This is a genomic window from Paenibacillus oceani (genome assembly GCF_014705615.1).
GTDB lineage: Bacteria > Bacillota > Bacilli > Paenibacillales > NBRC-103111 > Paenibacillus_AB > Paenibacillus_AB oceani.
The window spans coordinates 1-25,996 of the sequence record NZ_JACXJA010000003.1; the positions used below are offsets into that span (position 1 = coordinate 1).

Below are 25,996 nucleotides of genomic sequence, written 5' to 3' on the forward strand. Positions count from 1 at the left end.
AAAGGGCGTAGATTGGCAATTTACTACTGATGATGCAAGGATCAAATTAAAACGCCTTTACCCACAATTTAAGGATTGATGGGGTACTAGAAGTTTTTTTACAGGTGCCGGTTAAGAAGCCGGCGCCTTTTTTCTATGTGGAGCAAGCGGAGGCTGGGGAGGGCGAGGCAGCTTGCGGCGGGGGGCAGGAGTCACACGATGTGGAGGAGGTAGGAGGGAAAATGAAGGTTACGGGGGACTTGAAATGCGGCAGGAGGAACTAGGGGCGGGCGAGCATTGCACCCGGCGGAGCGCAGGGAGCGGCTGAAGGCAGTTGCAGCCGTGGAGAGTTTGGTGAGTCATATGAGAAATATGAGAAAGCGGATTATGTATTGGCCGGGAAAGAAGAGGTAGGAGGGAGAGGTAACGAGTGAAGGGGCAATAAGGAGTTAGAAGGAGTTATAAGGAGCTAGAAGGAGCTAGAAGGAGATAGAAGGAGATAGAAGGAGCTAGAAGGAGATAGAAGGAGCTAGAAGGAGCTAGAAGGAATGAGGGAGTAAGGAAGGAGTAGTGAAGGAGGAATGAAGGAATGAAGGAATGAAGGAATGAAGGAAGGAGTAAGAAAAGAATTTTCACAAATAAGGAATAAAAGAAAAATTAAGTTAAAAATGGATGGATTAGAAGCTGATGGAGAACAGAGAGGGCCGTATGAGGGGAATCGTCAAGAAGTTTGTGTAGCGCGGTGGGGTTAACTATTGGGACGGTGGATAGTCAATTCGTATGAGGGAAGCATAAGAGTGGTTTGCACCTCTTATTTTTGAGTAAATTGGATTGTTTGGAAGAATAAGAGATGGTAGAAGCTCTTATTTGAGGGGGAAGGGCGAAAATCGGGTAGTAGAGTCGAAAATAAGAGCTACAAAAAACTTCTATTTTTAAAAAAATCCGGATAATTGGAAAATAAGGGGTGTAAAAGACTGCTATTTCATTCATTCGCCTCTTGTGCCCCCTTGGGATAGATGAGGAACCCCCGGAACCCCTAAAGTCTGGCAAGCCGGCACCTTCACTGACGTAGGTTACCTTGCTCGTACCTGCATCCGGCTAAGCCTCGAATCGAACGCTGCCTCAGCCGCTGGACCCGGCATGGCGAAGCCGCCGCAACAAGGCCTCGAGTCGTACCCTGTCTCGGCCCCTGGCTCCAGCATGGCGAAGCCGCCGCAAACTTGGCCTCGCAGCGCCCCCGGCCTTAGTCTCTACCCCCAGCTTGACGCCCTCGTCACAAATTTAGCCCCACGGTGAACTCCTCCAGATCTTGCCTCCAGTAGTTAGACGACCTGGGCCTCCAGCTTGGCCTCACGGCGAGTCCGCCCCGATCCTTGATCCAGGTTTTGGGGCGAGTTCGCGGCCTGTTTCGAAGTTGATCTATCGATAAGCCATAGAAGGCGTTACCTGCATCATTTTCCGGTATTGGTCGGGCGTCATCCCGACCTGTTTTTTGAAGACGCGGCTAAAGTGGGAAAGGTGTTTAAAGCCGACTTTGTAGCACACGTCGGTGACGGTATTGCCGTCGCTGTGGAAAAATAAGATTTTAGCCTGATTGACCCGACGCGTGTAAATATAATCGAACACCGTCATGCCCGTCACCTCGCGGAACAGCTTCATCAAATGAAAGCGGTTTAGATGGAGATCGGCGGCCATCTTGTCGAGCTCGATATCTTCCGCATAACCTTCCTCGATATAAGCGATCATCCGCTGCACATGCCGCTCCCGGTCCGTGACGTTGGCGCGGGCAAACTCCATATCGACCTGACATTTCTCATAAATCAGCATCAGCAGATCGAAAAAAGCGCTGAGCAGTCTGTTCCGGTTAATGACGTCGTTTTTGTAATACACGTTGTTGATACGCTCCAAAATGCTTTCGAATTCCGTTTTGGATTCCGCATCGAGCCGGATATGATGGTTGCCGAGCAGCTCGAACGGCCGGAGCGGTCCGCAAGCAAGCAGGCTGGGGCCGAACAGTTGAACCAGATGCGGATTAAATGAAAACATCGTGCGCACATATTCCGCAGAAGGGTGTACTTTCGGACAATGGCGGGTCATGCCGTTCATAATAATCAGATCGCCGGATTCCAAAGGAATAATCCGGTCGCCGATCATATAATCGCACCGACCGCTATGGAAATAGTAGATCTCGTACTGGGAATGAGAGTGAAAAGAAGTAGTGACGGGGAAATAACTCCATTTGTAATAATATTCGGTGAACATCCGGATAGGATTAGACTTTGGTTTCATTCCGATGACATCCTCCTTTATCCCGCGCACAGCTATCATGTATCTGTATTATACCACAGCCGTCTTAGGCGAAAAGCAGGAGGATTAAGCCCGGAACCCCCGCCCGCCTATTGCTTGATTACCGCCAGCACCAGCCACCGTCCGCCATTGCTAAATCAGTGACTGCCCCAGCCACTCACCTGTCTACGACTGACCACCAAATGCCGCCCAGCCACCGTTCGCCCATTACTGGATCAGTGACTGCTCCCCAGTCGCCACCAGCCTGTTTGCTGGATCAGTGACTGCCCCTAGTCGTCCGCCCGCGCTGCCATTGCTGCCCCCCAGCCGCTTATCGTCCCATCTCCCGATATCGCCCCGCCCCCGTCTAACCGCACTGACCGACTACCAGTCCATATCAAGCCGATGACGGGGTTTCCTCAAAAAACCACTGACAGTTAAATGAACCGCCAGCCTTCCCATTCGTGTCTAAAGCCATTAGCCGGAGTGCTGTGCTATATTTCTAATATGAAATCGCTTGCAGATCAAATTTCAAACAGATAACGATAAGGGGTGTCCATCATGAGTAAAAAAATGGTAAACGGTGTAATCGCAGCAGCGCTTGTATCCACAATGCTGGCCGCATGCGGAGGGAAAGGCCAAGCCGGTGTGCAGGGCGAAGACGTTCAGCAGCCGCCGAAGAAGGAAGAACCGATCGAGCTTGTCTTCTATGACGGCGGCGGCGACTGGCCGGCGGAAAGGTTCGAGAGAGAAATCGCGGGTCCGGTCAAACAAAAGTTCCCGCATATTACGCCGAAATTCGTACCGATGACGAACGGGAAAAAAGTGCAGGAGATGATTACGGCCGGCGAGCAGTTGGACCTCATTTTTTCGTCGACGGGACTCGTATACAACAATTTGCTTCAGCATGAGCTTCAAACCGATATTACACCGCTCATCGAGAAATACAAGTTCGACTTGAACAAGCTCGAACCGGCGGTCGTCGACCAGATGAAACTGCTGGGCGGTGGAGGCATGTATGGGCTGCCGGTATTCATGTCGCCTGCGACGGTGTATTACAATAAGGACATCTTCGACAAGTTCGGCGTTCCGTATCCGAAGGATGGGAATACGTGGGACGATCTGTACGATCTGGCGAAACGGCTGACGCGGGAAGACGGAGGCGTCACGTATCGCGGGCTGTTCGTATCCGCCCAGCATTTCATGAGGCTGAATCCGTATTCGCTCAAAACGTTCGACCCGGCCACTCAGAAGGCGTCCTATTCCGAAGAAAAGTGGAAAAAGCTGTTCGACAATTTGACCCGTTTCTATACGCTTCCGGGTTATAACATGAACGGCAACCTGACGTATGTAACCAATCAGCGCAATACGTTCGTCAAAGACCGGACGGTCGCGATGTGGATTCCGGTCAGCACGCTGCACACGGCCCAAGAGCTGGAAGGCATGAATTGGGATCTGGCGACGTTCCCGGCGATGGCCGATCAGCCCGGCGTAGGGCCGCAGCCGTACCCGAACGCGTTCTGGCTGACGAATACGAGCAAGCATAAGGATCAGGCGTTCCAGGTGATGGCTTATCTGGCTTCGGAAGAGTTTCAATTGCCCGGCGTGAAGCGGGGAGAGTTCATATCCGCGCTGAAGAGCGAGGAGTTGAGAAAAGCGTTCGGTCAAGACGCGGCGATGTATAAAGGGAAAAACAGCAAAGCGATCGTACCGGCCAAGTTCGCTCCGGCGGCGCCGATCGGGAAATTCAACAGCGTCGCGGAAGGCAACCTGCTTACAGGTTTCAACAACGTAATCCTCGGCAAAAAGGACGTCAATACCGCGCTGCGGGAAGCGGAGGAAGCGACGAACAAAAAGATTCAGGAAGAGCTGAAAAAATAGAGCTGGCCTGCATTGCCAGCACGGATGAACTTTGATATGATGAGGGCAACTGAACAGTCCGCACGCGACTGGCGAATCAAGTGGGGCACCACTGGGGAGCGTGCGGAAGGGACAACTGCCGCTCGCCTGGGTAAAGTGTCCGGAGTACCGCATATAGCGGCTGCTTCGGATGCTTTTTTTGTTGTACGCCATTGCAGATATCGGGGATTCGTTAAAGGTTCCGCGATAACCGGGAGGGATACGTATGGGAGTATGGTTAAAGGCGAAGGAAACAGCCGAGCAAGTCCGTGCGGAAGTAGCGGCAGAAGCGGCGCGGCAGCGTGCAAACGGAACGATACCGAAGATAGCGGCGCTTGTAGTTGGCAGCGATCCGGCGTCCGTTTATTATGCGGAGACGAAACGTAAAGTCGCAGCGAAGCTCGGAATCGAGTTCGAGCTGATGAAACAGCCGGGAGATGTTACGCAAGATCAGCTGATCCGAATCGTATCGGAATGGAGCAGGGATGCAGCCGTACACGGAATTATGCTGGAGCTGCCGCTGCCCGCTCACATCTCGACTTCTGCGGTAGCGGCGGCGATCGATCCGCTCAAAGACGTCGACGGGGTCACACCGGCCAACCGGCTTGCCGTCATGACCGGCGAGTCCGGATTAGTTCCAGCTACTCCGCAGTCGTGCATCCGGCTGCTGAAGGCATACGGCTATACGCTGGAAGGAAAAAATGTAACGCTGGTCGGACGCGGTCAAACGGTCGGTTTGCCGCTGTTCCATATGCTGCAGCGGGAGCAGGCGACCGTCACCGTATGTCATTCGCGAACTCCCGATTTGACGTTTCATCTGAAACATGCGGATATTGTCGTAGCCGCTGTCGGGAAACCGGGAGTTATTACCTGGGAAATGATCCTACCCGGGACGATCGTCATAGATGCGGGCATCCATGAGCTGCCGGATGGAAGGATCACCGGCGATGTCGATCCGCGTGCGATCGAGGTTGCAGAAGCGATGTCTCCGGTCCCCGGGGGCGTAGGCACTTTAACGACGGCGCTGCTGTTCGAAAATGCGATGCGGGCGATTCGGCTGCAGCAGCAGGCTGGAAGGGAGGCTGCACGATGATGGAGCAGCAAAACGCGATGTTCGACCGGACGATCCGATCTTTTGTTCAAGAAGCGGGAGCAGCCGTTCCGACGCCGGGCGGAGGCAGCGTCTCGGCGCTCGTCGGAGCGCTCGGGGCCGCGATGGTGTCGATGGCGGCCAATTTTACCCAAGGCGCGAAATTCGCCGGAGCGGAAGCGGCGATGAAAGAAGCGGTCGGCCGGCTGCAGGACTGGACCCGGGATTGCGAAGATTTGCTGGAGGCGGACGTCGCTTCTTTTGAGCGGTATATGTCGGCTCTGAAGCTGCCGAAGTCGACGGACGAGGAGAAGCAGGTGCGCGCGCAAGCGATCCAGGATGCGGCCGGACAGGCGATCGAAGTGCCGCTCGCGCTTATCCGCGTATGCCGGGACGCCCTTGAGCAAACGGTGCGTATCGCGGAGTCCGCCAATCCGAACGTCATCTCCGATCTCGGGATCGGCGCGATTTTGTTCGAGTCGGCGGCTCAGTCTGCCTATTTGACCGTAGAAATCAATCTGGCCTCGCTGAAAGACGAGGAAGCGAAGCAGCGGTACGACGAACGGGCGGCTGCGCTGCTCGGGGAGACGGCAAGGCTGAAGGAGCAAGCGGTAACCGCCGTACGCGGGATCATCTGGAGAGGAAGCAGGTAAAGATGCCGAAACTGAACATAGCCGTATTCGCCTCGCACGGAGGCTCGAACGCCCAGGCGATTATCGACGCTGCCGCCGCAGGGAGATTGGATGCAGCCGTTAAAGCGGTGATCAGCAACAATTCACAGTCGGGGGTGCTGGAGCGGGCAAAGCAGGCGGGAATCCCCGGCTTCCATCTCAGCTCGAAAGCTTATCCGGAGCCGAAAGCGCTGGACCGGGCGATTCTGGATACGTTGATCGCGCAGGACGTAAATCTGATCGCTCTGGCCGGGTATATGAAAAAGCTCGGTCCGCAAACGCTGGCCGCCTACGCCGGACGTATCGTGAACATTCACCCGTCGCTTCTGCCGAAGTTCGGCGGACACGGGATGTACGGCCATCGCGTGCACGAGGCGGTGCTCGCTGCAGGCGAGACCGAGACGGGGGTAACGATGCATCTGGTCGACGGCGAGTACGACGAGGGACCGGTACTTGCGCAAAGCGTCGTACCCGTCGAGCCGGGCGATTCGGTCGAGACGCTGGCCGCGCGCGTGCTGCACAGGGAGCATTCGTTTTACGTCGAGACGCTCGGACGGATTGCGGCCGGTGAGATCGTGCTGCCGCCGCTGAACGGTTGAGGCTGTGGAGGAGGAGTATAGACGCGGCTCGATCCGGTAAGAAGCGTTTATGCTAAATACAATATTGACGAAGCCCATTCGTCTGTTTTCCGAATGAGTAGCGCGAAGAACCCGGCGGTGTGTAAACCGGGTTTCTTTTTGTTGTAAACGAAATGTTGCAAAGCTGTTTTCTGTGCGTAACCCGAGGCTTCCTCCAACTGAAATAGGCTGTGGAGTTACAGTAGGGTAATATTTTTGAGTACGTTGCTCCTTAGCCGTCGGTCCACTCTGCTCCACATGTGCTCCGCCCCCTACTTATGCAGAATTCCGTATCCCTTATATTTTCCAATTCATAGCAGGCTGCCGTCAATGGGGCAGATTCAAAATCTAAATATTGTTTACAAATGTCCCAAAAAAATGAATATATCGATACTCCAGACAATGATAAGTTTATATCGAAGACAATATCTTGCGGAAAGGTGGCAGTGCAGCACCATGATCATGGATCCAGCAGCGGAATGGAGACGCAGCAATCCGGACATCGTCGTATACATTCCGGAAAGCGATGATTACACCGGAGGGAACGAGCACTTTCTTGTGTTCGAATCGCCGAAGGGGGAACTGCTCGCTCTTTGGACACAGTGCTCCAAGGAAGGGCACGGTGATAACCATCTCGTGCTTGCCCGAAGCACTGATAACGTACATTGGACGGAGCCCGAGTATATAGTCGGGACAAAAAAGGGGGAGAAGGGGAATCAAGCGAGCTGGGGGTTCCCGGTCGTTTCGAAGCAAGGAAGAATCTATATATTCTATATGAAGGATATCGGGGTATACGATTACGACTCGCAGGCAACTGGGACTATGGGATGTGTATTCTCGGACGATGATGGCAGGACGTGGACAACTGCTAGCGATATTCCGATGAAAAGAAACCGGTTCGATTATCCCGATCCGAACGTGCCTAGAAATTGGATTGTATGGCAGAAGCCGATCCGGGACAGTCTCGGCCGGTGGATCGTGGGATATACGCAGTGGAGCAGTCCGGTGCATCAACAGGAGAAGCCTGCAGACTGGTACGGGTACGATTCACGTTCGATGTTCATGCGATTCGACAACATTGACGAAGGGCCGGAACCGGCGGATATCCGGATCACTTGGCTTCCCGACGATAACGTCGGACTCGAGGTCCCGTACCCGGGGAAGCCGGAAGTATCGGTGGCGCAAGAACCAAGTATCGTACTGCTGCCCGACAATCGGCTATTTTGTGTAATGCGGACGTTTACCGGATTTATCTGGTACTCCTTGTCCGAGAATGACGGAGGCAGTTGGACGAAGCCGGAGGTGTTGAGATATCAGGACAGCGGAGAACCGATCAAGCAGCCGATCGCCTCGTGTCCGATCTATCCGGTCGGAGGCAAAGGGAAATATATGCTCGTCTTTCATAACAACGACGGCCATCTGGGCGAGTTCAAGCCTGAGCATGCGCTGCGTAACCGCAGACCCGCCTATTTGAGCTTCGGCACGTACAAGGAGTCAGCCCGTCAGCCGGTCTGGTTTGACCAGCCCATCCAGTTTCTCGATACGGACGGAGTCACCGTCGGTCCGAAAGGAACGAACGAAATCGCTACGTATCCGAGCTACACGGACTACAAGGGAAAGAAAGTGCTCTGGTACCCGGACCGGAAACATTATCTGCTCGGGAAATATATTGCCGATGAATAACAGCGAACCGTGGAGACAGCGGCTGCAGCTCGGGATCAATCACCATCTTCTGTACCCCGCCTCATTCGAATCGGTGGAAGTGCATAAACAAACGATCGCGTGCGTCCTGAACAAGTCTGAATATGAAGTAATCGACATGTTCGTACCGGAGGACGGGGATACACTCGATTATATCGCAAAGAGGGTACGCGAGAGCGGCAAGGCGGTCGTCTACAATATGCCGCTTATGAACGGAGTGGGATATAACCCGCACAGTCCCGATACTTCAGTCCGCGAGCATACGCTGGACGAGGCCAAATCGCACGTAAGGCGGGCGCGCCGGCTCGGAGCCCGGAAGATCGTAGTGGCGAGCGGTATAGATCCCGGCGTTGGAAAACGGGACGAGCAAAGAGGGTACTTTGTCGAATATTTGACTGCCTTATGCTCGCATGCAGGCCCGGATCTCGATATTCTCATCGAGCCGTTCGACCGTTCAATAGGCAAATGTTTGCTGATCGGACCGAGTGAAGAAGCGGTGGAAATTGTCCGTCGGGTGCACCGGAACGGAACGATCAATCTCGGGCTGCTCGTCGATATGGGACATATCCCGCTTATGGAGGAAACGTTCCGTCACGCCTTACAGACGGCTTCGCCTTACGTGCGGCATATTCATCTGGGCAGCTGTGTCAAACGAATTCCGAACGACCCTCTTTACGGCGATATGCACCCGCCCTGGGGGTATCCCGGAGGGGAGCACGATGTGCCCGAACTGGTTGATTTTCTCCAGGAGCTTGTATTTGCGGGTTATTTGGGCGAAGACAGCCGTCCGACGGTTACGTTCGAGATGCGTCCATATCTGGGATTGACCGAGGAAGAGAGCATGTCCATTTTTTTGGCCAAATTCAGAGAAGCTTGGGGACGTATAAGGCTATAGCAATGGTCAAGGAAGGGGATAAGAAACGTACTTATTAGGGGGAATTATATGAATAAGAAGATGTTGCTCGCCGTTATCCCTTTATTGTTGTCATCGATTGGCTGCAGTAGTGAAGGGGGGAGGAGCGGGGCAGACGGGCAAGTTCAAGGAGACAATCCCGCCGTTCAACAGAAAACAGATGAGCCGATTGAACTTATTTTCCATTCTAATAATAGAGGAACTGTTGAACAGTTTGACAGCAAATACGGGAACGATCTGCGTAAAAAATTTCCCAATTACATCATTAAGTACATCCCTGACGCGAAAGGTACTACGTTTCCCGAACTAATGGCCGTAAAACAGAGGATCGATATAGTGTACAACGTACTCGAATCCGCTTTACAGCCGCTGATCGAATACAACTTGCAGTATGACATGTCGGACTTGGCCAAAAAACACGGGATCAACCTGTCGTCGTTCGAACCATCGGTGATGGACACCATCCGGACAGCCAGCAATGGCAAGCTGTTTATGCTCCCAACGGAAAATCAGGTTCAGGTCTTGTTTTATAACAAAGGAAGCTTTGATAAGTTTGGAGTTCCTTATCCAAAGGATGGAATGACTTGGGATGAGATCAATGAAATAGCCAAGAGATTAACGCGCAAAGAAGGAGGCAAGCAATACCTGGGTTTTGCCGCAGCCTCGCCATCCGTTGCATTTCGAACAAACCAGTTCTCCGAACCCTATCTGGACCCGAAGACGGGGAAGTCTACTTTTGAACGGGAATCATGGAAAAAACAGATTCAAATATTGTTCTTGAATCCTGCCAGTAATCCAGGTTATACCGAACGGGTCAAAGAGCTGAAACGACTTCCGAACCGGTTGGATTTTACGGATACACAGGATCTAGCTATGTATACGTCGCATTATGGACTTCCGCTCGCGGTCCCTAAAGAACTTGAAAAAATAGATTGGGACCTGGTGTCTTTGCCGACGTTTAAGGAATTGCCGGGCGTCGGTTCGCAATCCTTGCCGGTCAGCATTGGCATCACCTCTATGGCCAAAAACAAAGATGAAGCGATGGAGGTTATCAAATACCTCACATCGAAGGAATACCAGCTGGAAATATCTAAAAAGGGCGTCATGTCCTCCCTCAAGGATGAAACCGTCCAAAAAGCGTTCGCACAGGAAAGTGCGTACAAGGGCAAAAACTGGCAAGCCGTCTATTACAATAAAATGGCTCCAATCGCACTCAAATCGCACTATGAGTCGAAGATCGAGAGCTTGTACAGTGAAGCTGTGATGGATATCGTAAATGGAAAGACCGATTTGAACACGGCCTTGCGGGAGGCGGCGGAGAAAGCGGATAAGGCGGTTGCCGAAGAGAAACAAATCAGAGGCAAATAATAAATCTCTTATGGAATGATGAGCGAACAGCACAAACAGATCGTATGACAGACTGGAGACCAAACGATGAGATGGATGGTACGAAGCGACATGGAAGGGCTAACGGGAGTCGTCCGGATGAATCAGGTGGTGCCGGGTGCCTCCGAATACGAATTCGGACGCAACATGCTGACGCATGACTTGAATGCCCTGCTGGAAGGACTGCTGCTAGAGGAAGACGACGAGGTCATCGTGTACGACATTCATTTCTTCGGAACGAACATCGAGCTCGATGGGCTCGATCCGCGAGTGAAGGTCATTTGCGGTAAGCCGAACTATACGCCGCACAACAAAGGCTGGCTGCAGCAGAAGTATGACGGCGTAATCCTGCTAGGGCTTCATGCCAGATCCGGAGTCCCGGATGCCGTTCTGGCGCACAATTATGAGCACGACATTACACGTATGACTCTGAACGGTACGGTTGTCGGCGAGATCGGTCTCGAGGCTGCCGCAGCGGGGGAAGCGGGCGTACCGGTCGTAATGGTGACCGGCGATTCCGAAGGAATAAAGGAAGCGGAAGAGCTGCTACCGGGCGTCCTTACCGTTACCGTCAAGCAATCGACGGGGAGCGAGTCGGCGCTGTGCGACCCGCCCTCCCTTACTTCCGAACGACTTCGGAAAGGTGCGGCAAGCTGCCGGGAGAGGGCAGCGGTGCTTCAACCCTATGTTGTAGACGGCCCCGTGGAGCTTGCCATGAGCTTTCGGCAGGGAGAACTGCTCCACAAGCTGCATTCACGTCTGGGAGACCGTTTTTGTTCCCCGGATACGATGGTACTGCGCGGCAGTTCGGTGCTGGAAGTTTGGGAAACGTATCTCCAAGCGAAAGCGTAACGCGCCGTGGAGATGAGGTCATGTTCGGTTATACTGGCGCCGATACGATGCCGGGGTTTGGTTATGGTTTTTTTTGAACATCGAGATGAAGTAGGAATGACTGTTAAACCCGCTGAGATAAGCAATTTCGGTTATGCTTAGCTTCGTTTCCCGCAGCAGTTTTTTCGCGTGATGGAGCCGCTTGACGGCAATGAATTTCATAATGGTCAAGCCGGTATATTTATGAAACGCCGAACTGAGGTAAGAAGGATTCAAATGAACGAGCTGCCCCAGCTCTTTAAGCGATATGTCGTGATGGAAGTTGGACCCGATATATTGAACGAGGAACGAGATTTCTTCGGGCAAATCGTTATGGGGCTGCAGACGATTCTCCTTATCCTCTTCGTGAAACTGGCGGTACGTCAGCAGCAGAAGCTCCTTGATCAAACAATGAGCAACCGCCTCATAGCCTCTATTTTTGTGGCTCAGCTCTTGGTGGATACTGGAGTAGAGGTTACTGATCCGTCCCTGAAGCTCGGACGGAAACTGAACGCGACAACTGTCTCCAGGCATATCATCCAGCGGGTAAGGCAGCGGCTCGATCCATGAATCTTTGATGAATGTTTCTTTCCACATTAGCACGTTTCTGCAGATCATTGAATCGACGTCGGTTTGCAATACTTTGTGTAACGTGTAGGGGCGTATGATCATGAGCGTCCCCGGCTTGAGCGGAAACACCTGATCGCCGACCAAATAATTTCCGTACCCTGCCTCGATGTAATACATTTCAATTCCGTTATGGCTCTGGATGCCGGGGAAGGGAGCGACCGAATCCAGATGATAATACAGCAGTGCAGGGAAATTATGAAAAAGCTCATCAACTGCGTTGCTTAAATCTTCTGCCGTATCAAATGCAATCTGCATGGCTGTTCCCCCTTAGCTAGTAGGAGCGCTTCCTTGCGGAAGAATGGGCGCATATAATGGTAACCGCTTACAACACAGAAATTATACTATAAGTTTCACAGCAATCCTATGGCGATCAAGACAAATATGTGGAAAACGGAGTTGGGATTCGATGAATAAAAAGAAAATCCAGTTAGCGATTCCTGCGGTCATAGGAACACTATGGCTAAGCGGTTGCGGAGAGTCAGATTCGGTTGTCAAGAGTCGAGAAGATCAGGCCGAGCCGGTTACCCTGAAGTTCTATCAGCATGTTCTGCTGCCTGATGATTATTATAAGAAAGTTTTTGAAGAGCCGATCAAAAAGAAATTCCCGAACGTAACTCTGGAGCTCGTTAAGAAGACTAACCTGAACTGGCGGTACGATTTGGATCCAGATATCCATGAGAAACTGGCGGACGGCTCTTTTCCTGATTTAATCTATACCAGCTCTTGGCATACTCATTTTTTTAAAAACGTAGATGTCCCACTTGATTTGAGAACGTTGGTCAAAGAAAACCGATACAATCTTGATACATTTGTACCCCAGTCGATCGAAGCGATCAAGAAAAACGGGGATAACGGCGAATTGTACGGAATTCCTTTTACAATGAATCATGCGGCACTATTTTACAACAAGGATCTATTCGACAAGTTTGCCGTTGCCTACCCGAGAGACGGGATCACTTGGGATGAGGTCATCGAACTTTCCCGGAAATTGACTCGCAAAGAAGGAGACGTTCAATATTACGGCACCAAATTTTATGGGACTTTGCTTGCGGAGTCGTTTCCATTGCCCTATTTCAATCCATCGACAGGTAAAGCCGATTTCCGAACAGACGGCTGGAAGAAGATGATGCAGTTCGTAAAAACGCTGCATGAGATTCCCGCAACTCGCGACTATAAGGGAATTATTAAGGATAACTTTGCGAAAAACCAGATTTTAGCGATGGCGCCTGAAAATATCGATTTTATTAATGCCCTGGAGGCGCTGAGGAAAGAAGGCGCAGGGTTGAATTGGGATGTCGTATCGTACCCGAATCATCATGAAGTTCCGGGGGTAGCAAGGACGGTTGACGTTCATAATCTGATGATCTCAAAAGCGAGCAAGCATCAGGAGCTGGCATTTCAAATCATTTCTTTTCTGACGAATGAAGAAAACCAGCTGCTGGCAAATCGGAACGGGAGATTGTCCTCGTTAAAAGGAGATATATTCCAGGAAACATTCGGAAGCGAGATCGAAGTTCTGAAAGGGAAAAATATAAAAGGCATATTTAAAAACACACCGGCGCCATTGCCCCCGATCTCCCCGTACAACTACATCGCGACTTCGGAACTTTCAACAGCTTCGAACAAAGTGGCCGGAGGCACGGCGGATATTAACACGGCTTTACGTGAAGCCGAAGAGGCCACAGACAAAAGAATTGAGGCTGCGAAATCCGGGAATAAAACGAATAAAGCCTATTAGGAGGAACAGGTTTATGAAAGAATTGTGGAAACCTCTGTTTGTGATGGGGATAGCGGCGACTATAAGTATTGGATGTGCAAGTGAGAAAAGCGGCATAACGCAAACAATAGAGGAATCTCCCGAACCTGTGACATTAAAGATGTATACGCTTGCTCAATCGTTTTCGGATGAGGACTTCAAACGTCTTGTGCTGGATCCGGTTCAACGGAAATATCCTCATATTCATATTGAGTTGATGGTGGAACCGAACGACTATAGCGGCGCAGGGCTGGAAAAATTTATTATCGCCGGAAACGTTCCTGACCTGATTTATGCAAATACGCAAAACATCGGCGGCTACAGTGGAGACTTGCAAGCGATTATCGACCTTAATGGCCCGATTAAACAATACCAGTATGAACTGGATCGATTGAATTCGGAAGCGATAAACTCGATTAAATCGTACGGGAAAAACGGTGAGTTATTCGGAATTCCTTTTTCAATCAACGGTGCGGGCCTTTATTACAATAAAGATATATTCGATAAATTCGGAGTACCGTATCCAAAAGACGGCTCGACCTGGGATGATATTTTAGAGCTCGGCAAAAGACTGGCGAGGACCGATGGAGAAGTTATATATAAACCTCTGGGTATCGCCGGTTTCACTCACCTTGCAACGTCTCTTTCTTTGCCGTACATCGACACCACAACGGGCAAAGCCTCTTTTGCTACCGAAGGATGGAAACGGGCGGCAGAAGTATTCAAAATGATAAAGGAGCTGCCTCAAAATAAATTTAACGGCAGTCCTGACACTTTTTTTATGGCAAAGCAAGAGCTTGCCATGTACGCCACCTATGATAATGTCATCTTGTTTCTGGAGCAGTTGCAATCAAGCGGAAAAGCATTGAACTTTGATATCGCTTCTTATCCGAACTTTCAGGAAAAGCGGGGGATCGGACTCGGCTTCGATGCTAAAGTGCTGCTTGTTTCATCGAAAACCAAACATGTGAAAGAAGCTCTGCAAGTGATGGCTTCGATGACATCGGACGAAGTTCAAATGATGGTAACCCGAAGCGGCCGAATATCCGCTTTGAAGGATGCTCGGTTTAAAGAGAACTTTGGGAAAGATCTTGTAGCCTTGCAAGGCAAAAACGTGCCCGCCTTATTCAATAACGTGCAGGCGTTCAAACCCCCGGTTACAAAAGAAGTATCCGCGGTCACCAAAATCATCAATGCGGCCGCTAAAGAGATCGAGGATGGAAAAGACATCAACACGGCTCTGAGAGAAGCCGATGAAAAGGCAAATAAAGAACTTCAGGCGCTTCGTAACTAGAAGTAAGGGACACGCGGGACTGCAAGCCCTGCCAAATAATCATAAGAAGGAGTGACGATCGCGATGAAAGATCAAAAAATGAACAGACGCAAGCTGCTTGGTGCGCTGGGGGTGGCAGGCGCATCAGCCATGCTGTATGGAGTGAGCATCGGGAATGCGAACGGAAACGGGAAAGACAATGACAACAACAAGAATCCGAAACTCGTGTCGATTGCGGATGACGTTGTCGATATACGCGATTTTGGAGCAGACCCGGGACTTGCCGACAATCATACCGCAATTACAGCCGCTATCTCCTACGCAACGGGGGGCGCACACAAAAAAAGCGTATATATCCCGTGTGACGGAGTATACACCACTTCCCCCTTAACCTATGTCGACCGGTTGACGCTAATCGGTTCCAACTCGCAGGGGGGATGGGCGCGGACATCCAATTGGAATGTCGGGTCCGTTCTTCGACTGATCGATGGGGCCAACGCGCCATTACTAACGGTGCCGTCGGGAGTTATGCTCTGGGGGTTGTATAATCTAACCCTGGATGCCAATAAGGCAGGTCAGACCTCCTATGCCTCGCATGGCATTGTTACGAAGAGGAATGCCAATCTCCGCAACTTCGGCGGGAACATCCGCGGGGTAAGGGTGGTTGGCCCGAAAGGCTGGGGGGCTGTATTCAACGGGGGCCCGATGAACATCCATGACTGCCTATTTATGTCGGGAGCTTGCTTTGTCGGATGTAATGACATCAAGTTATCCGATGTAGATTTCGACGGCACCGATGGACTGCATTGCTCATTCGCGGTAGTCCGATCGGAATCTATGGAAGCGTGTACCAATATTTTGTGCTGGGGCTGGGGGGAAGCCGATCAGACCAAGCAAGTCCAAGAGGAGAACGGAACTGCACAAACCAACGGGACGATCTCCTTGGCTGAATCCTGGTTGTACGAAGGAGCTCCCGTTTCGATACCCGGCGCGCCGCTCAGCGATCCGCTGCTTTCACCGGAAGCGATCTATTTTGCTCACAAAGTTACAGCAGGGGTTTGGGAAGTGTACACCCACCCAAAAGGAGACGGCAGGGACAGAAAGGTGGAATTTTCTGCTTCTGCGCCGATAGTCCTTAGACACGGAGGAACCGAAGCAGTCGGCATCATTTCCAACACATTCCGAATGGGTCTGTCCAATTCAAGATTCGGTGGAAGCAAAAGACAAGGCCTGGTCTTTGTAAAATCCGACTTTAACACGGTAAGCAACACGCATATGTGGAACAATAATATGCGTCAGGTTGCTGATACTCCGGGTATCGAGTTTATCGACTCTCACTATAATGCAATAACTGGCGGCAGCAACATTTGGGAGAGAAGCAACAAGATTACATCTGCTGTGACGTTTAAGGGGACATCCAGCAATAATAGTCTTGCCGCAGATACGGCGTGTTACAATACGGCCACAGGCACCAAGGTTATCGACCAATCCAATTCCGATTATCCGAACCGGAATCGATTTGATATTCGCGGGGGAGCAGGCGGGCCAGTGAAATATACTTCCGCGAATAAAGACAAGGAACCTGGCATTCAGAGTTGCATACTTCATGTAACGGCTGATACTGTCGTGCCTGCTTCGACAAATATGACATTGCCGATGTCGGCCTTTACTGCAGTTGGCTGCAGCGTGACTGGGGGCAACACGCTTTCATTGCCAGTAACCGCAGGGTCCAAATACCGTATTGAAGTATCGATTTGTACTGCAGCGACTCCTGAGGCCGAGATTTTATACAAAATAATGGGGCTGGCGGCGGCGACTCCCGTTAGTGAGAAAAGGCACTATACCGCATCCAGATCGGCCACGATTTCCTACGAATTTGCAGCAAGCCATTCTACTACGCTCCCTATCCAGTTCGTAGCGTTTAGCACGCAATCGTTTACAGTGGCCAGCCAAGCAAGCTTGACTTCAATCCGTATCATGAAGCTGGCGGACACGGTTAAGTGAGTGACGGGACGATCCAGTATATGGAGGGCTTCTCTCAGGAGTCCTCCTACTGCATTTACAGCATTTTGCACGGGACCTTATACTACCATTAATAACAAATATTATAAAAGTGTCGATTGGGAATAGTATAATGCCACTATGGTCCAGAGTTGTCGGGCGGTGAAAGTTGAGGTGATAGTTTTTGTTTTTTCGGTTAGAGATCCGGCTTATTCGTGCGAGTTCAAAAAGTCCGGCTTTCAGCACCAAGAAGATTGGATGAAGCTGGGAAATGAGGAGCGGAACGTAGTGGAAGCTTACGTGAGCACCGGAATTTCCGGCTGAATTCAATTCGATGTCATTAATCGAAATGAAAATAAATTTAGGAGAGATGACATGCTCCACATTGGTGTGGATCTAGACGGCGTATTAGCAGTTCATGGGGGAGAAGAGAAGTTCTTCGATATCAGAATCGCCCCCCGGGCGGTAGAAGTCATACAAATGTATACCAAGCTAGGCTTGAGGTTCAGCATTATCAGCTCGAGAATAAATTGCAGAGCGGAAACTCATCGGTGGCTGAAAATGAATCACGCGTTCGAGCTGTTTGAGTCGGTATTAGTAGCAGAAGACCATGACGATAGCAAATTGAATGCTGCTCAGCTCTTGCAGATTGATATCATGATCGAAGATACTCCTTACGAAATAGAGAAATTAATAGCTGGGGAATGGGAAATATGGATGCCGGAATTGCCTATAAACCAATCTTACAAACCTGTGTCTCAACAAGTTGTAAAAATAAAAGGAAGAAGGTTAACGCCACAAGGTTGGGTAGCGGACTGGGAAGATATCGAGGCCCGTCTTAAACAAAAACTGAAAGAGACGACTAAATAATTCGCGAAGAGACAAGCGATGGTGAACCAGCTTTAGGAATGGAGGTCCTGTCCGTCCTCATTACGCGGGGCTGATCGGGTAATTCGGTCGGCGCGCTCCTTTGAGTTCAAAACGTTTCCCGCCAATGTGTCATTTGGCGGGTTTTTTTAGCGCGTTGTTCATGACTCTGAACCGGCTGGGGGTTTCCCCCTCTATTTTCTTGAACATTCTGCTGAAATAGAAGGAATCTTTCATACCGACATCCGCTGTGATTTCCTGAATGGTTTTGCTGCTGCTTTGCAGCAGATGCTTCGCTTTCTGAATGCGAAGATGCTGGATATAGGCGCTGATTGTCATACCGGAATATTTGCGGAAAATTTGGCACAAATACTCATACCGGCGATCCAAGGTTTTCTCGATGAAATCCGCGGAGCATTCCATCGTGTAGCTTTCATGCAAACAGTCTATCAAATTTCTGTAAGTTGCATAGGATGCGGGCAGCGAAGAATCTTTTAGCAATCCATTCAGAACATCCTCTGCCATCAGCTCGATTAACTTGCACAAAAACCGCGTTAACCGAAATTTGAAGTACCCTTTCGGGTGAAAAAATTCGTGTACCATTTGCTCGAAAGTTCTTAAGCATTCGTAACGTTGGGCAGGGGCAAACAGACGGGGGATCAGCAATTGTTCGCTCCTTGTATCGTCGGTCGTCCGCAGATGGATGCTGTTTAACTGATTTAATGGAAGCAGCGCACTCGTATGATTCTGTTCTTCAATGAAAGCCGGCGCCGGGTCGATTGTAAATTGAACCCAAAAAAAGCTGCCCCGACCGTCGTTTCTGCGCCAGCCGTGATGCTGCTCCCAAGGAGAAATGAGCAAGCAGTCCCCGGTTTTGAGCGTCAGTTTTTCCTCATTGACCTGCAAATAGACAGGACCGTCGGAAACCATCAATATTTCATAGTGCGGGTTGGAATGTGGGGACATAAAAAAAGATTCGACCGTGAGTGATTGACCCATTTAACCGCAAGATGCGCTCTTTCCGGTATAGAGATATAGATCATCTTTAGCCCCTCTCCGAATGAACGACTATAAATGAAAACACTTACATTAACACTATTATTATAAGCTTCCTCTGCTTTCCAATCAATCTGACCGGCTTATATTAAGGTAGATATATTTAAGCCGCATTGGAAACGATCGAATGGAGGAATGGAACACGATGAAAATCGTCAATGAAGAACAGCTTAACCAGCAGGATACGGAACAGGCTGGATCGGACAGCGGGCTTAGCAGAAGGAAGCTTCTCGCTATGATCGGAGCGGCGGGTGCTGCGGCGGCAGCAGGTCCGCTCCTGAGCGGAACCGTCGGATTTGCGCAAGGAAATGGAGTGACGAACAGCGTTTACGGTCCCCCGCTTGGGCTTGGTCCCGAATGGTGCGTACGAAAGACGACTATCGCCGAGCTGCGTGCGATGACAGCTACCGTCGCAGAAGGTATTTACTATGTGACCGACAGCGGCAAGGGAGGACATTTCCATGCGGATGCTTCCGACACTTCATCGGCGGATAATACAGGAACCATCCTCGTATCCGCTTCCGGGCTCAGATTCAAAAGGATATACAACGGGGCTCTCGACGCGTTATGGTTTGGTGCGAAGGGCGACGGCAGCACGGACGATACGGCCGCGATCCGATTGGCTATTGCCGCTATGCAGAATGGAGATTCGCTCTATTTTCCCGCAGGGGAGTACATCGTCGATTCCGGCTGCTTGTTGTTCAGGGGATTGTCGAACATCACGATCTGCGGGGACGGAGTCAATTCGTGGCTGCATCCTTCCGGGCAGCGGACGCCGACGTCGAAGACATCGTTTCACACTACAATGGCCATCGATCAGTGCGTCAGCTTGACGATCAGGGATCTGCGCATTGAAAGCAAGGGAGAGAACTGGGGAAATACGGATGCGGGCACCGGAGCCGGTTGGGGTGACGGAAGAACGAATTTTGCGATTGAGAAAGGCGGTCATGCGCTGCTTGTTACCCGGTCCGGAAACGTTGTCGTGGAAAATATAGTCGGGCGTCTTTGCGGTTCGGTCGGCGTTTTCTACTTCTCCTCTTGCGACGATGTCGTGGTCCGCGATTGCTTCAGCAACGCCAGCTCCCTCGGTTACGCGATGTACGCCGTGGACAACTGGTGCGCACCGGCGCAGCAGATGAGACGAACCTACAACTTTATCAACTGCAACGGCTGGAACGAACCGGGTTACTCCCCTTATTCGGCTAAGGCCGGAATACTCGTAGAGGGCGATCCGGGAATGATTTTGAACGTCAACGTTCAAGGGGGTATATTCAAAAACTGTACGATCGGCGGCGATTACAAAATACTTGGCTGCGCCGTAGGCGCCGTCTATGCGAATGCGAACGTTAACGGCGTAACGTCCGATTCCTGCCTGATCGGTTATTTGGCCGGAGCGCGCGGCACGAATGCGGAAAATATGATGCATACGGTGACAGGCTGCAGCTTTATGAACAACAGAGTTACCGGCGTTATGCTGGATTTTAAGGCGGGCACCGGAGATAGCCAGCTGTACTTGAAGGATACGGTCATTCGGACGAAGGAGACGTCCCATTGGTCCGGATATAACGATCTGAGGGTCAAATATTCAAGCGGCATCTCCAATCTGTCTTACTTGAAGGGCACGGTTCATCTGTCGAATGTGAGCATGGCGGGCGGAGAATACGGAATGTACATGATGGATTATCTGGATCTGAACAGCCAGTCATCCGAAGTAAGCGGCAGCAAAAGTGCATTAACGGTGTATGGCGGAGGGAATTACGAGCTGTACGGAACGAATGTTTCGTCCGACTTGGAACATGCACTTGTTTTCCGAACTGCGAATATTACCCAAATGGGAACGAGCATGGCAGACCGGGAGCTGCGGATGGCGGCAGCCTACGGCATTCTGAACTGCGGAGTGGATCAAAACCTGTTCTCGATCATCGGAACGGCGGGCCACACCAAGAGTGTCGTCGTTAAAGATAACGTGGTGAAGAACGGATATATCGGCCTTGTCGGAATTTATGCCGATACGAAAACGTTTGACGAAATGCTTAGCTATACGACAGCAATCGTTACAGCGGTCAATTTTGCCGGTACGAATACGTCCGTCCATTTCGCACTTCCGAAAGACAAGCATTACCAATATACGAAAATTATTAACGAGGCAGGGGCTGTCTCTCCGATTCCAGTATCCTACAACGATTTTGGCAGTCGGGGGGTGTATAGAATCATTTTGCAGGGAGATGTAAGGGCATCGTTTCCCGTCGGTGCGGTATGCCGCTTGCTGGCGCTATAACAGTCTATAAATGGCCGGATGTGGGACCAGGAGGCGAAAGCCAGTGGTCCCGCTTCGCCGTTCCCGATAAATTATTGATACGCTTTTCTGTACTCTCGGGGGGATTGACCTATAATTTCCCTGAACACGCGGGAAAAGGTACGAATCGATTCGAAGCCCGTATCGAACGTGATGTCGGTAACCGACTTGTCCGTATTGATCAGCATCATGGCAGCGCTGTTAATGCGCAGCTGGTGTACATATTCGAGGAAGCTTTGCCCCGTATTTTCCCTGAACAACCGGCTAATATACGGTGCGCTTATATGAAAGTGCGCCGCCACCGACTCCAACGTCAATTTGTCCGCATAATGTACATGCACATAGTGAAGAGCAGGCCAGAACGGCTGACTGCTGTCATTCCGATTTGCGGTGCTTGCCGCAGCGTCTTTCGAGTCGATGGCGCGCAGCAGCGTGATCAACGCCTCCGACAACTTGTTGCGGATCATGTTGCTGCGTCCCTGCAAATCGGGATTGATGTATTCCGCCATCAGATTCGCGAATAAGGCTTCGACCCTTCCGGCTGCCTCTTCCGCCTTCGTTTTGTCCGTGATCCGATGCTCGAATCGTTCGGATCGAGACAGAGCGACAACGGATCGATTTCCGCGAATACGATGGACGCTCCGAGACTATACGCCGACAGAGCAGACGCCCAATAAGTGATGCTCGGGCAGATGACTTCGTCGCCGACTCCGATTCCGCAGCCGTAAAAGGCGCCCAGAAGCGAGCTTGTTCCGTTGTTGAACGCAAGCGCGTAGTCCATATTCAGCCATTCGGCGAATTCCTTCTCGAATTTCATGGTGATGTCTATCCCGGACATCGCGCCGTTCCGCAATACCTGCAAAGCGGCCGCTTCGTCCTCATCGGTAATAATAGGCCATTTGAACATGTCCCAGTTCGGGGAATCAATCGCTTTCGTTCCTCCGAGAAGGGCAAGCTTTTCGTATCCGTTCATTTCATTCGCTCCTTATCGTGATGCTTCCTAATTTGTCTTATCCTGCGGAATGCCCGGTCATGGATAAGTAAGTCTCCGCATAACGGCGGCCCAGCTCCCTGGCCGATGCCGAAAGAAAATGCAGTGAATCTCCCGAATGCTCCAGGCCGGCGGAATCGATCCAACCGTATTCATGCGCCGTTTGCCTAGTTTCCTCCACGATGCTTCGGAGTAGAGGCGCGAAGGGAAACGTATCCGGCGACAAAAAATACCCGAGCTTCCCGGCAAGAAACGGCACGCGGGGATGCCCCAATCGTTCGCGCATATCCCGGATCATCGCCTCAAAGCGTTTGCGGTACGGAACGGCATCGTCCGCATCCATCGCGTCGTTCTCGCCCTGATGCCACAAAATCCCTTTCAATTGGCCTGATTGCATCGCAAAGTCCGCCCGTTCCATCGCATGCTCATACAGATCCCCGCCGCGAACCCAGTGTTCGATCTTCGTCCCGCCCACGGCGCAAGGGATGAGCCCGATCGCGTTAGAAGCGCCGCGCTCCATCAATGTTCTCGCGAACTCCAAGCCGGGACCGACACCGGCGATTCCCGGCTTGTCGAAGTGGATCGGCTCGATCGCGGGAGCCCATTCCCGCTTTGCATTAAGCGAAACGATACGTGGGTCGGGCTCCCGTATCCCGTCAAGAGCTTCTCTTCCAGCCATGTTGGATTGTCCGATCAGCAGAAACAGATCGAGCTTCATACTGTTGCTCCCCCTCGCTTTATTTGTTCAGCAGTGAGGCGAAATCGTTGCATATGTCGTGCTCCGCCGTTTCTGTGAAAGGAGAGCATAAGCCGAAGAAGATATAGGAGTCCGTCGCTTCATATCCGCCTTCCTTGAGCTGCTGGGCTGTCGGCACGTAGCCGATCATTCCGTTGCTGTAGGCGACGGGAAGCGTGCTTCCGCCGGATAGCATTTTCACGTACAGGCCGTACTCCACCACCATCTCAGCGTTCATGGCAAGGAGCGAGAGCCCTTGGGCGATATCCATCCGCACCATGTCGAGAGTGGCGGCAGGACGAATCAGCTCGGGACATTGCTGTAACTGCTCGGCCCAGTTGCGCGTCCCGGAATGATCCGAACGTTTGCACGCTTCCAGCTCCTCCAGTCCCGGCATGTCGGCGAACGGTAACGGGCGCGTGATATGCAGCCCGAACGGGGGGCAGGACGGCAATGTTTGCAGCGGACGGGTGAGCACAGCTGTAACCGATTCAACCAAACGCGTTCCAAGCCTCTGCACATCCTCGGCATTCCCGCTGTAGAACCTGCCATCGCGGTGCAGTGCCGGACGCACGTCTCCGCAGCATCCTTGCAGGAACAAGGAAACGCAGTCGTCTCCCAGTTCCCGCTCGATCCGTTCCATCGCGATGCCGCAATATTCTGATGATACGAAATTGGCGCTGGTCGTAGTCGGATGGCACGTATAGTGGACGATTAAAGCTTTGGCCTTTCCCGTATGCGTTGCGAAACGAACGACTGTCACTTCCTGATCGTTCGGGCCTTCTTCATTCGGCGACATTGCGATTCTGCCTTCGACCAGCTTGCGTCGCTGGATGCCGATATCGCATGCTCCGTTCCCCCGTTGAACGGTTACCGGCTCGAGATTCGACTCGGCCCGGTGTATTCCGTCCAACAGTTTTGTTTCCAGTTCATGCACATAACGTTCGTCCACTTTACCAATTGAAGGCATCAGCCGGCTCGTCTGCGGTCCGGAATGGCTGTGGGAGGCATTTAGAATCACATCCTCCGCCCCCATCTCCCATCGCGCCGCCAGCTCGCACCGCAGCCTCTCGACCAGCTCGGTTCCCCACCATATAAGGTCCGCAGCGACCAGGAGCCGGTTGCGTATGCCCCGATCCTTGTCGTGCTGCCGGATAAACAATACCTTGGCATAGATCGGATGATGGATGCCATCAAATGAAGCGGGACGGTGACCGTAACCCGCGAGAGACACGGGATGATCGGGAGTAATATCGATCTTGTCTATTCCGAGCAGCATTTCCATCGAAGCTTGTCACATCCTCTATGTTGATCGAATACGGTGAGGTCACTTCATCTTGAATGCTTGAATGAATTTGACCGCGTCTTCTTCGGCTTTCCCGAACGCCGTGTTCAAGTCCATCGCGTTCTGATTCACCGAATTTGCATATTGCGTATAAATTTTCACAATATCCTGGTCATAAATAGCCATAGGAGGTATCGGGGCAAATTTGTTATGAAATGCCGCTTGCATCCGGCGGTTCTTAAAAGGCGACCCTTTGCCAAAATTGGCGATAACGTCCTTCGTTTTGACGACAGGCATAATCCCTTTCTCGGCAAGAGATGCCTGGAACTGGTCGGTCAGCAAATATTTCAGCACTTCCATCGCTTCATCCGGGTGCTCGCTGCGCTTCGTAATGCCGAAGTACGTCGGATACGACTGCGAACCGACTCCCATATTATTTTTGAACTGGGGCAGGGCGGCCCAATCCCAATTGAATGCCTGCATCTCCCTAGGCCATGCGTAGATGAGACTGGATAAGTACGGATACATGGCGACGGTGCGGTCTTTCACGAATTGGTTAATATTGGGGAACGAATTCGTCGTTTGAATGTAGCTCTGGTATCCAGGCTCCTGCGAGCTGTCGATAAAGAACGTATTAAAAATGTTTTCCAGCGCTCGTCTTTGTTGATCGTAGGCTTCTGCGTCACCAAATCGACGCTTGGTATCGACAGCGGATTCAATCTGAACAAATGGACAAAGGAAGCGGCGAGCCCATAATATTGCGTCCCCCCTTCGTTGCGGGTCATCTTTTTGGACACTTCGAGCGTCTGCTCCCACGTCATATCGTCTCCGGGGTACGGCACTCCGAATTTATCGAACAAGTCTTTGTTGTAATAGTTAACGAGATTCGTCGTGGATACCGGCAAGGCAAATATTTTGCCGCCCTGAACTTGCTTAAGCGCCTGAACGATCGTCGGCTCGATGCGATTCAAATCGATGTTGTGCTTCTTGATCATTTCCGTCATGTCCACCTGCAATTCGTTCTGCAGGACGGAGTGCTCGAAATTCCCGATAGTCGAGTAGAAAATGTCGAACTTTGTGCCGTTCACGAGCAAGTCGTTCAACATCGAGCCGCCTTTCGCCTGGATGTATTTCACTTTGTAATCGGGAAACTTGTTGCGGAGAATATCTCCGAACCGGTATTCGAAGCTTTCCTCGGGGTCGCCGCTGTTCGAATAGAACACAATCTCGACGGGTTCTTTCGGGCTTGTCGGAGCTTTCTCTGTCCCCTTATCACCGCCGGCCGCTCCCGATCCGCCTCCTCCACAAGCCGCGAGCATGGCTAATGTCATACCTGCGCCGATCGGCTTCATCCATTTCTCTAGCCTCATACTGGAACATCCCCTTCATTGCATGATTCGGAACAAATTCTATGATATAGCATGGGATTATCATGAACTCGCCACATTAAAAAAAACAATCGGCCATTTTCGAATAGCTTTATCCCGAAACGCGACAATAACAAGGCACATGCCGCTCGCTATGGTGAAGCGAGCGGCATGTGCCTTGTATTACGGAATCGAAAACAACGGCGTTTGCACGCTAAATATCCCGGGCGCCTTGAAATTGAGGCGTTGATTTGAGGTATGCATATTGTTGGGCGAGAAAATTCGGAGCCGAATCGCTTGTCGATACTTCGCAATTGAACCATTCT

General features: G+C 51.4%; 22 protein-coding genes and 1 riboswitch. Of the genes, 13 read left to right on the forward strand and 9 right to left on the reverse strand.

What is annotated here, in order from left to right; translation table 11 throughout:
* Positions 1 to 1,398: 1,398 nt before the first annotated feature.
* Positions 1,399 to 2,268, reverse strand: a complete 870-nt coding sequence (locus tag IDH45_RS01865; RefSeq protein ID WP_190924131.1) for a helix-turn-helix transcriptional regulator — start codon at positions 2,266 to 2,268, stop codon at positions 1,399 to 1,401.
* A 558-nt stretch (positions 2,269 to 2,826) separates the two neighbouring features.
* Between IDH45_RS01865 and IDH45_RS01870 the strand changes: the two genes are divergently transcribed.
* The 8 genes from IDH45_RS01870 to IDH45_RS01905 all read left to right on the forward strand — a co-directional run bounded on the left by IDH45_RS01870 (position 2,827) and on the right by IDH45_RS01905 (position 11,394).
* Positions 2,827 to 4,146, forward strand: coding sequence for an ABC transporter substrate-binding protein (locus IDH45_RS01870; protein WP_190924133.1), 1,320 nt, complete (start codon positions 2,827 to 2,829; stop codon positions 4,144 to 4,146).
* 54 nt (positions 4,147 to 4,200) lie between these two features.
* Positions 4,201 to 4,285, forward strand: a riboswitch (ZMP/ZTP riboswitch).
* 105 nt (positions 4,286 to 4,390) lie between these two features.
* Complete coding sequence (locus IDH45_RS01875) at positions 4,391 to 5,257, forward strand: bifunctional 5,10-methylenetetrahydrofolate dehydrogenase/5,10-methenyltetrahydrofolate cyclohydrolase (protein WP_190924135.1); 867 nt, start codon at positions 4,391 to 4,393, stop codon at positions 5,255 to 5,257.
* Complete coding sequence (locus tag IDH45_RS01880; RefSeq protein WP_223836310.1) at positions 5,254 to 5,907, forward strand: cyclodeaminase/cyclohydrolase family protein; 654 nt, start codon at positions 5,254 to 5,256, stop codon at positions 5,905 to 5,907. The genes IDH45_RS01875 and IDH45_RS01880 overlap by 4 nt, the downstream gene beginning before the upstream one ends.
* A gap of 2 nt (positions 5,908 to 5,909) precedes the next feature.
* Positions 5,910 to 6,524, forward strand: coding sequence for a phosphoribosylglycinamide formyltransferase (gene purN / locus IDH45_RS01885; protein WP_190924137.1), 615 nt, complete (start codon positions 5,910 to 5,912; stop codon positions 6,522 to 6,524).
* Positions 6,525 to 6,998: 474 nt separating this feature from the next.
* Entirely contained in the window at positions 6,999 to 8,225 is a 1,227-nt protein-coding gene (locus IDH45_RS01890) for a sialidase family protein (protein WP_190924139.1), read from the forward strand.
* Positions 8,218 to 9,138 (forward strand): sugar phosphate isomerase/epimerase family protein, encoded by a 921-nt coding sequence (locus IDH45_RS01895; protein ID WP_190924141.1) that lies wholly within the window; start codon positions 8,218 to 8,220, stop codon positions 9,136 to 9,138. The genes IDH45_RS01890 and IDH45_RS01895 overlap by 8 nt, the downstream gene beginning before the upstream one ends.
* 48 nt (positions 9,139 to 9,186) lie before the next feature.
* Positions 9,187 to 10,524 (forward strand): ABC transporter substrate-binding protein, encoded by a 1,338-nt coding sequence (locus tag IDH45_RS01900; protein ID WP_190924143.1) that lies wholly within the window; start codon positions 9,187 to 9,189, stop codon positions 10,522 to 10,524.
* Between the two features lie 66 nt (positions 10,525 to 10,590).
* A complete protein-coding gene (locus IDH45_RS01905) occupies positions 10,591 to 11,394 on the forward strand; it encodes a M55 family metallopeptidase (RefSeq protein WP_190924145.1) in 804 nt (267 codons plus the stop codon).
* An 18-nt stretch (positions 11,395 to 11,412) separates the two neighbouring features.
* On the opposite strand, the gene IDH45_RS01910 is transcribed toward IDH45_RS01905, so the two are convergent.
* Complete coding sequence (locus tag IDH45_RS01910) at positions 11,413 to 12,297, reverse strand: AraC family transcriptional regulator (RefSeq protein ID WP_190924147.1); 885 nt, start codon at positions 12,295 to 12,297, stop codon at positions 11,413 to 11,415.
* Positions 12,298 to 12,448: 151 nt separating this feature from the next.
* Here IDH45_RS01910 and IDH45_RS01915 point away from each other — a divergent pair, with 151 nt between their 5' ends.
* The 4 genes from IDH45_RS01915 (at position 12,449) to IDH45_RS01930 (ending at position 17,942) form a co-directional block, all read left to right on the forward strand.
* Positions 12,449 to 13,780 (forward strand): ABC transporter substrate-binding protein, encoded by a 1,332-nt coding sequence (locus IDH45_RS01915; protein WP_190924149.1) that lies wholly within the window; start codon positions 12,449 to 12,451, stop codon positions 13,778 to 13,780.
* A 13-nt stretch (positions 13,781 to 13,793) separates the two neighbouring features.
* Positions 13,794 to 15,092, forward strand: coding sequence for an ABC transporter substrate-binding protein (locus tag IDH45_RS01920; protein ID WP_190924151.1), 1,299 nt, complete (start codon positions 13,794 to 13,796; stop codon positions 15,090 to 15,092).
* A gap of 63 nt (positions 15,093 to 15,155) precedes the next feature.
* On the forward strand, positions 15,156 to 17,075 hold the full coding sequence (locus IDH45_RS01925; RefSeq protein ID WP_190924153.1) for a hypothetical protein: 1,920 nt from the start codon (positions 15,156 to 15,158) through the stop codon (positions 17,073 to 17,075).
* A 372-nt stretch (positions 17,076 to 17,447) separates the two neighbouring features.
* Positions 17,448 to 17,942 (forward strand): HAD family hydrolase, encoded by a 495-nt coding sequence (locus tag IDH45_RS01930; RefSeq protein ID WP_190924155.1) that lies wholly within the window; start codon positions 17,448 to 17,450, stop codon positions 17,940 to 17,942.
* Between the two features lie 129 nt (positions 17,943 to 18,071).
* Here IDH45_RS01930 and IDH45_RS01935 read toward each other — a convergent pair whose 3' ends face one another.
* The gene (locus IDH45_RS01935) at positions 18,072 to 18,905 is read right to left on the reverse strand and encodes a helix-turn-helix domain-containing protein (protein WP_190924157.1); all 834 of its coding nucleotides are present in this window, start codon (positions 18,903 to 18,905) and stop codon (positions 18,072 to 18,074) included.
* 235 nt (positions 18,906 to 19,140) lie between these two features.
* On the opposite strand from IDH45_RS01935, the gene IDH45_RS01940 reads away from it, so the two are divergent.
* Positions 19,141 to 21,273, forward strand: coding sequence for a glycosyl hydrolase family 28-related protein (locus tag IDH45_RS01940; RefSeq protein ID WP_223836312.1), 2,133 nt, complete (start codon positions 19,141 to 19,143; stop codon positions 21,271 to 21,273).
* A 71-nt stretch (positions 21,274 to 21,344) separates the two neighbouring features.
* On the opposite strand, the gene IDH45_RS01945 is transcribed toward IDH45_RS01940, so the two are convergent.
* From IDH45_RS01945 to IDH45_RS01970, 6 genes are read right to left on the reverse strand one after another with little or no spacing between them, the layout of a single operon-like run.
* A complete protein-coding gene (locus IDH45_RS01945; RefSeq protein WP_190924161.1) occupies positions 21,345 to 21,758 on the reverse strand; it encodes a helix-turn-helix domain-containing protein in 414 nt (137 codons plus the stop codon).
* A gap of 41 nt (positions 21,759 to 21,799) precedes the next feature.
* Complete coding sequence (locus tag IDH45_RS01950) at positions 21,800 to 22,264, reverse strand: DegT/DnrJ/EryC1/StrS family aminotransferase (RefSeq protein WP_190924163.1); 465 nt, start codon at positions 22,262 to 22,264, stop codon at positions 21,800 to 21,802.
* A 37-nt stretch (positions 22,265 to 22,301) separates the two neighbouring features.
* Positions 22,302 to 23,000 carry a sialate O-acetylesterase gene (locus IDH45_RS01955; RefSeq protein WP_190924165.1) on the reverse strand — a complete coding sequence of 233 codons (699 nt, stop codon included), beginning with the start codon at positions 22,998 to 23,000 and terminating at the stop codon, positions 22,302 to 22,304.
* A gap of 19 nt (positions 23,001 to 23,019) precedes the next feature.
* Positions 23,020 to 24,303: a neutral/alkaline non-lysosomal ceramidase N-terminal domain-containing protein gene (locus IDH45_RS01960; RefSeq protein ID WP_190924167.1), complete on the reverse strand. Its 1,284-nt coding sequence runs from the start codon at positions 24,301 to 24,303 to the stop codon at positions 23,020 to 23,022.
* Positions 24,304 to 24,345: 42 nt separating this feature from the next.
* Positions 24,346 to 24,852 carry an extracellular solute-binding protein gene (locus tag IDH45_RS01965; protein WP_397326955.1) on the reverse strand — a complete coding sequence of 169 codons (507 nt, stop codon included), beginning with the start codon at positions 24,850 to 24,852 and terminating at the stop codon, positions 24,346 to 24,348.
* Entirely contained in the window at positions 24,849 to 25,673 is an 825-nt protein-coding gene (locus IDH45_RS01970) for an ABC transporter substrate-binding protein (protein WP_223836313.1), read from the reverse strand. The genes IDH45_RS01965 and IDH45_RS01970 overlap by 4 nt, the downstream gene beginning before the upstream one ends.
* Positions 25,674 to 25,996 lie beyond the last annotated feature (323 nt).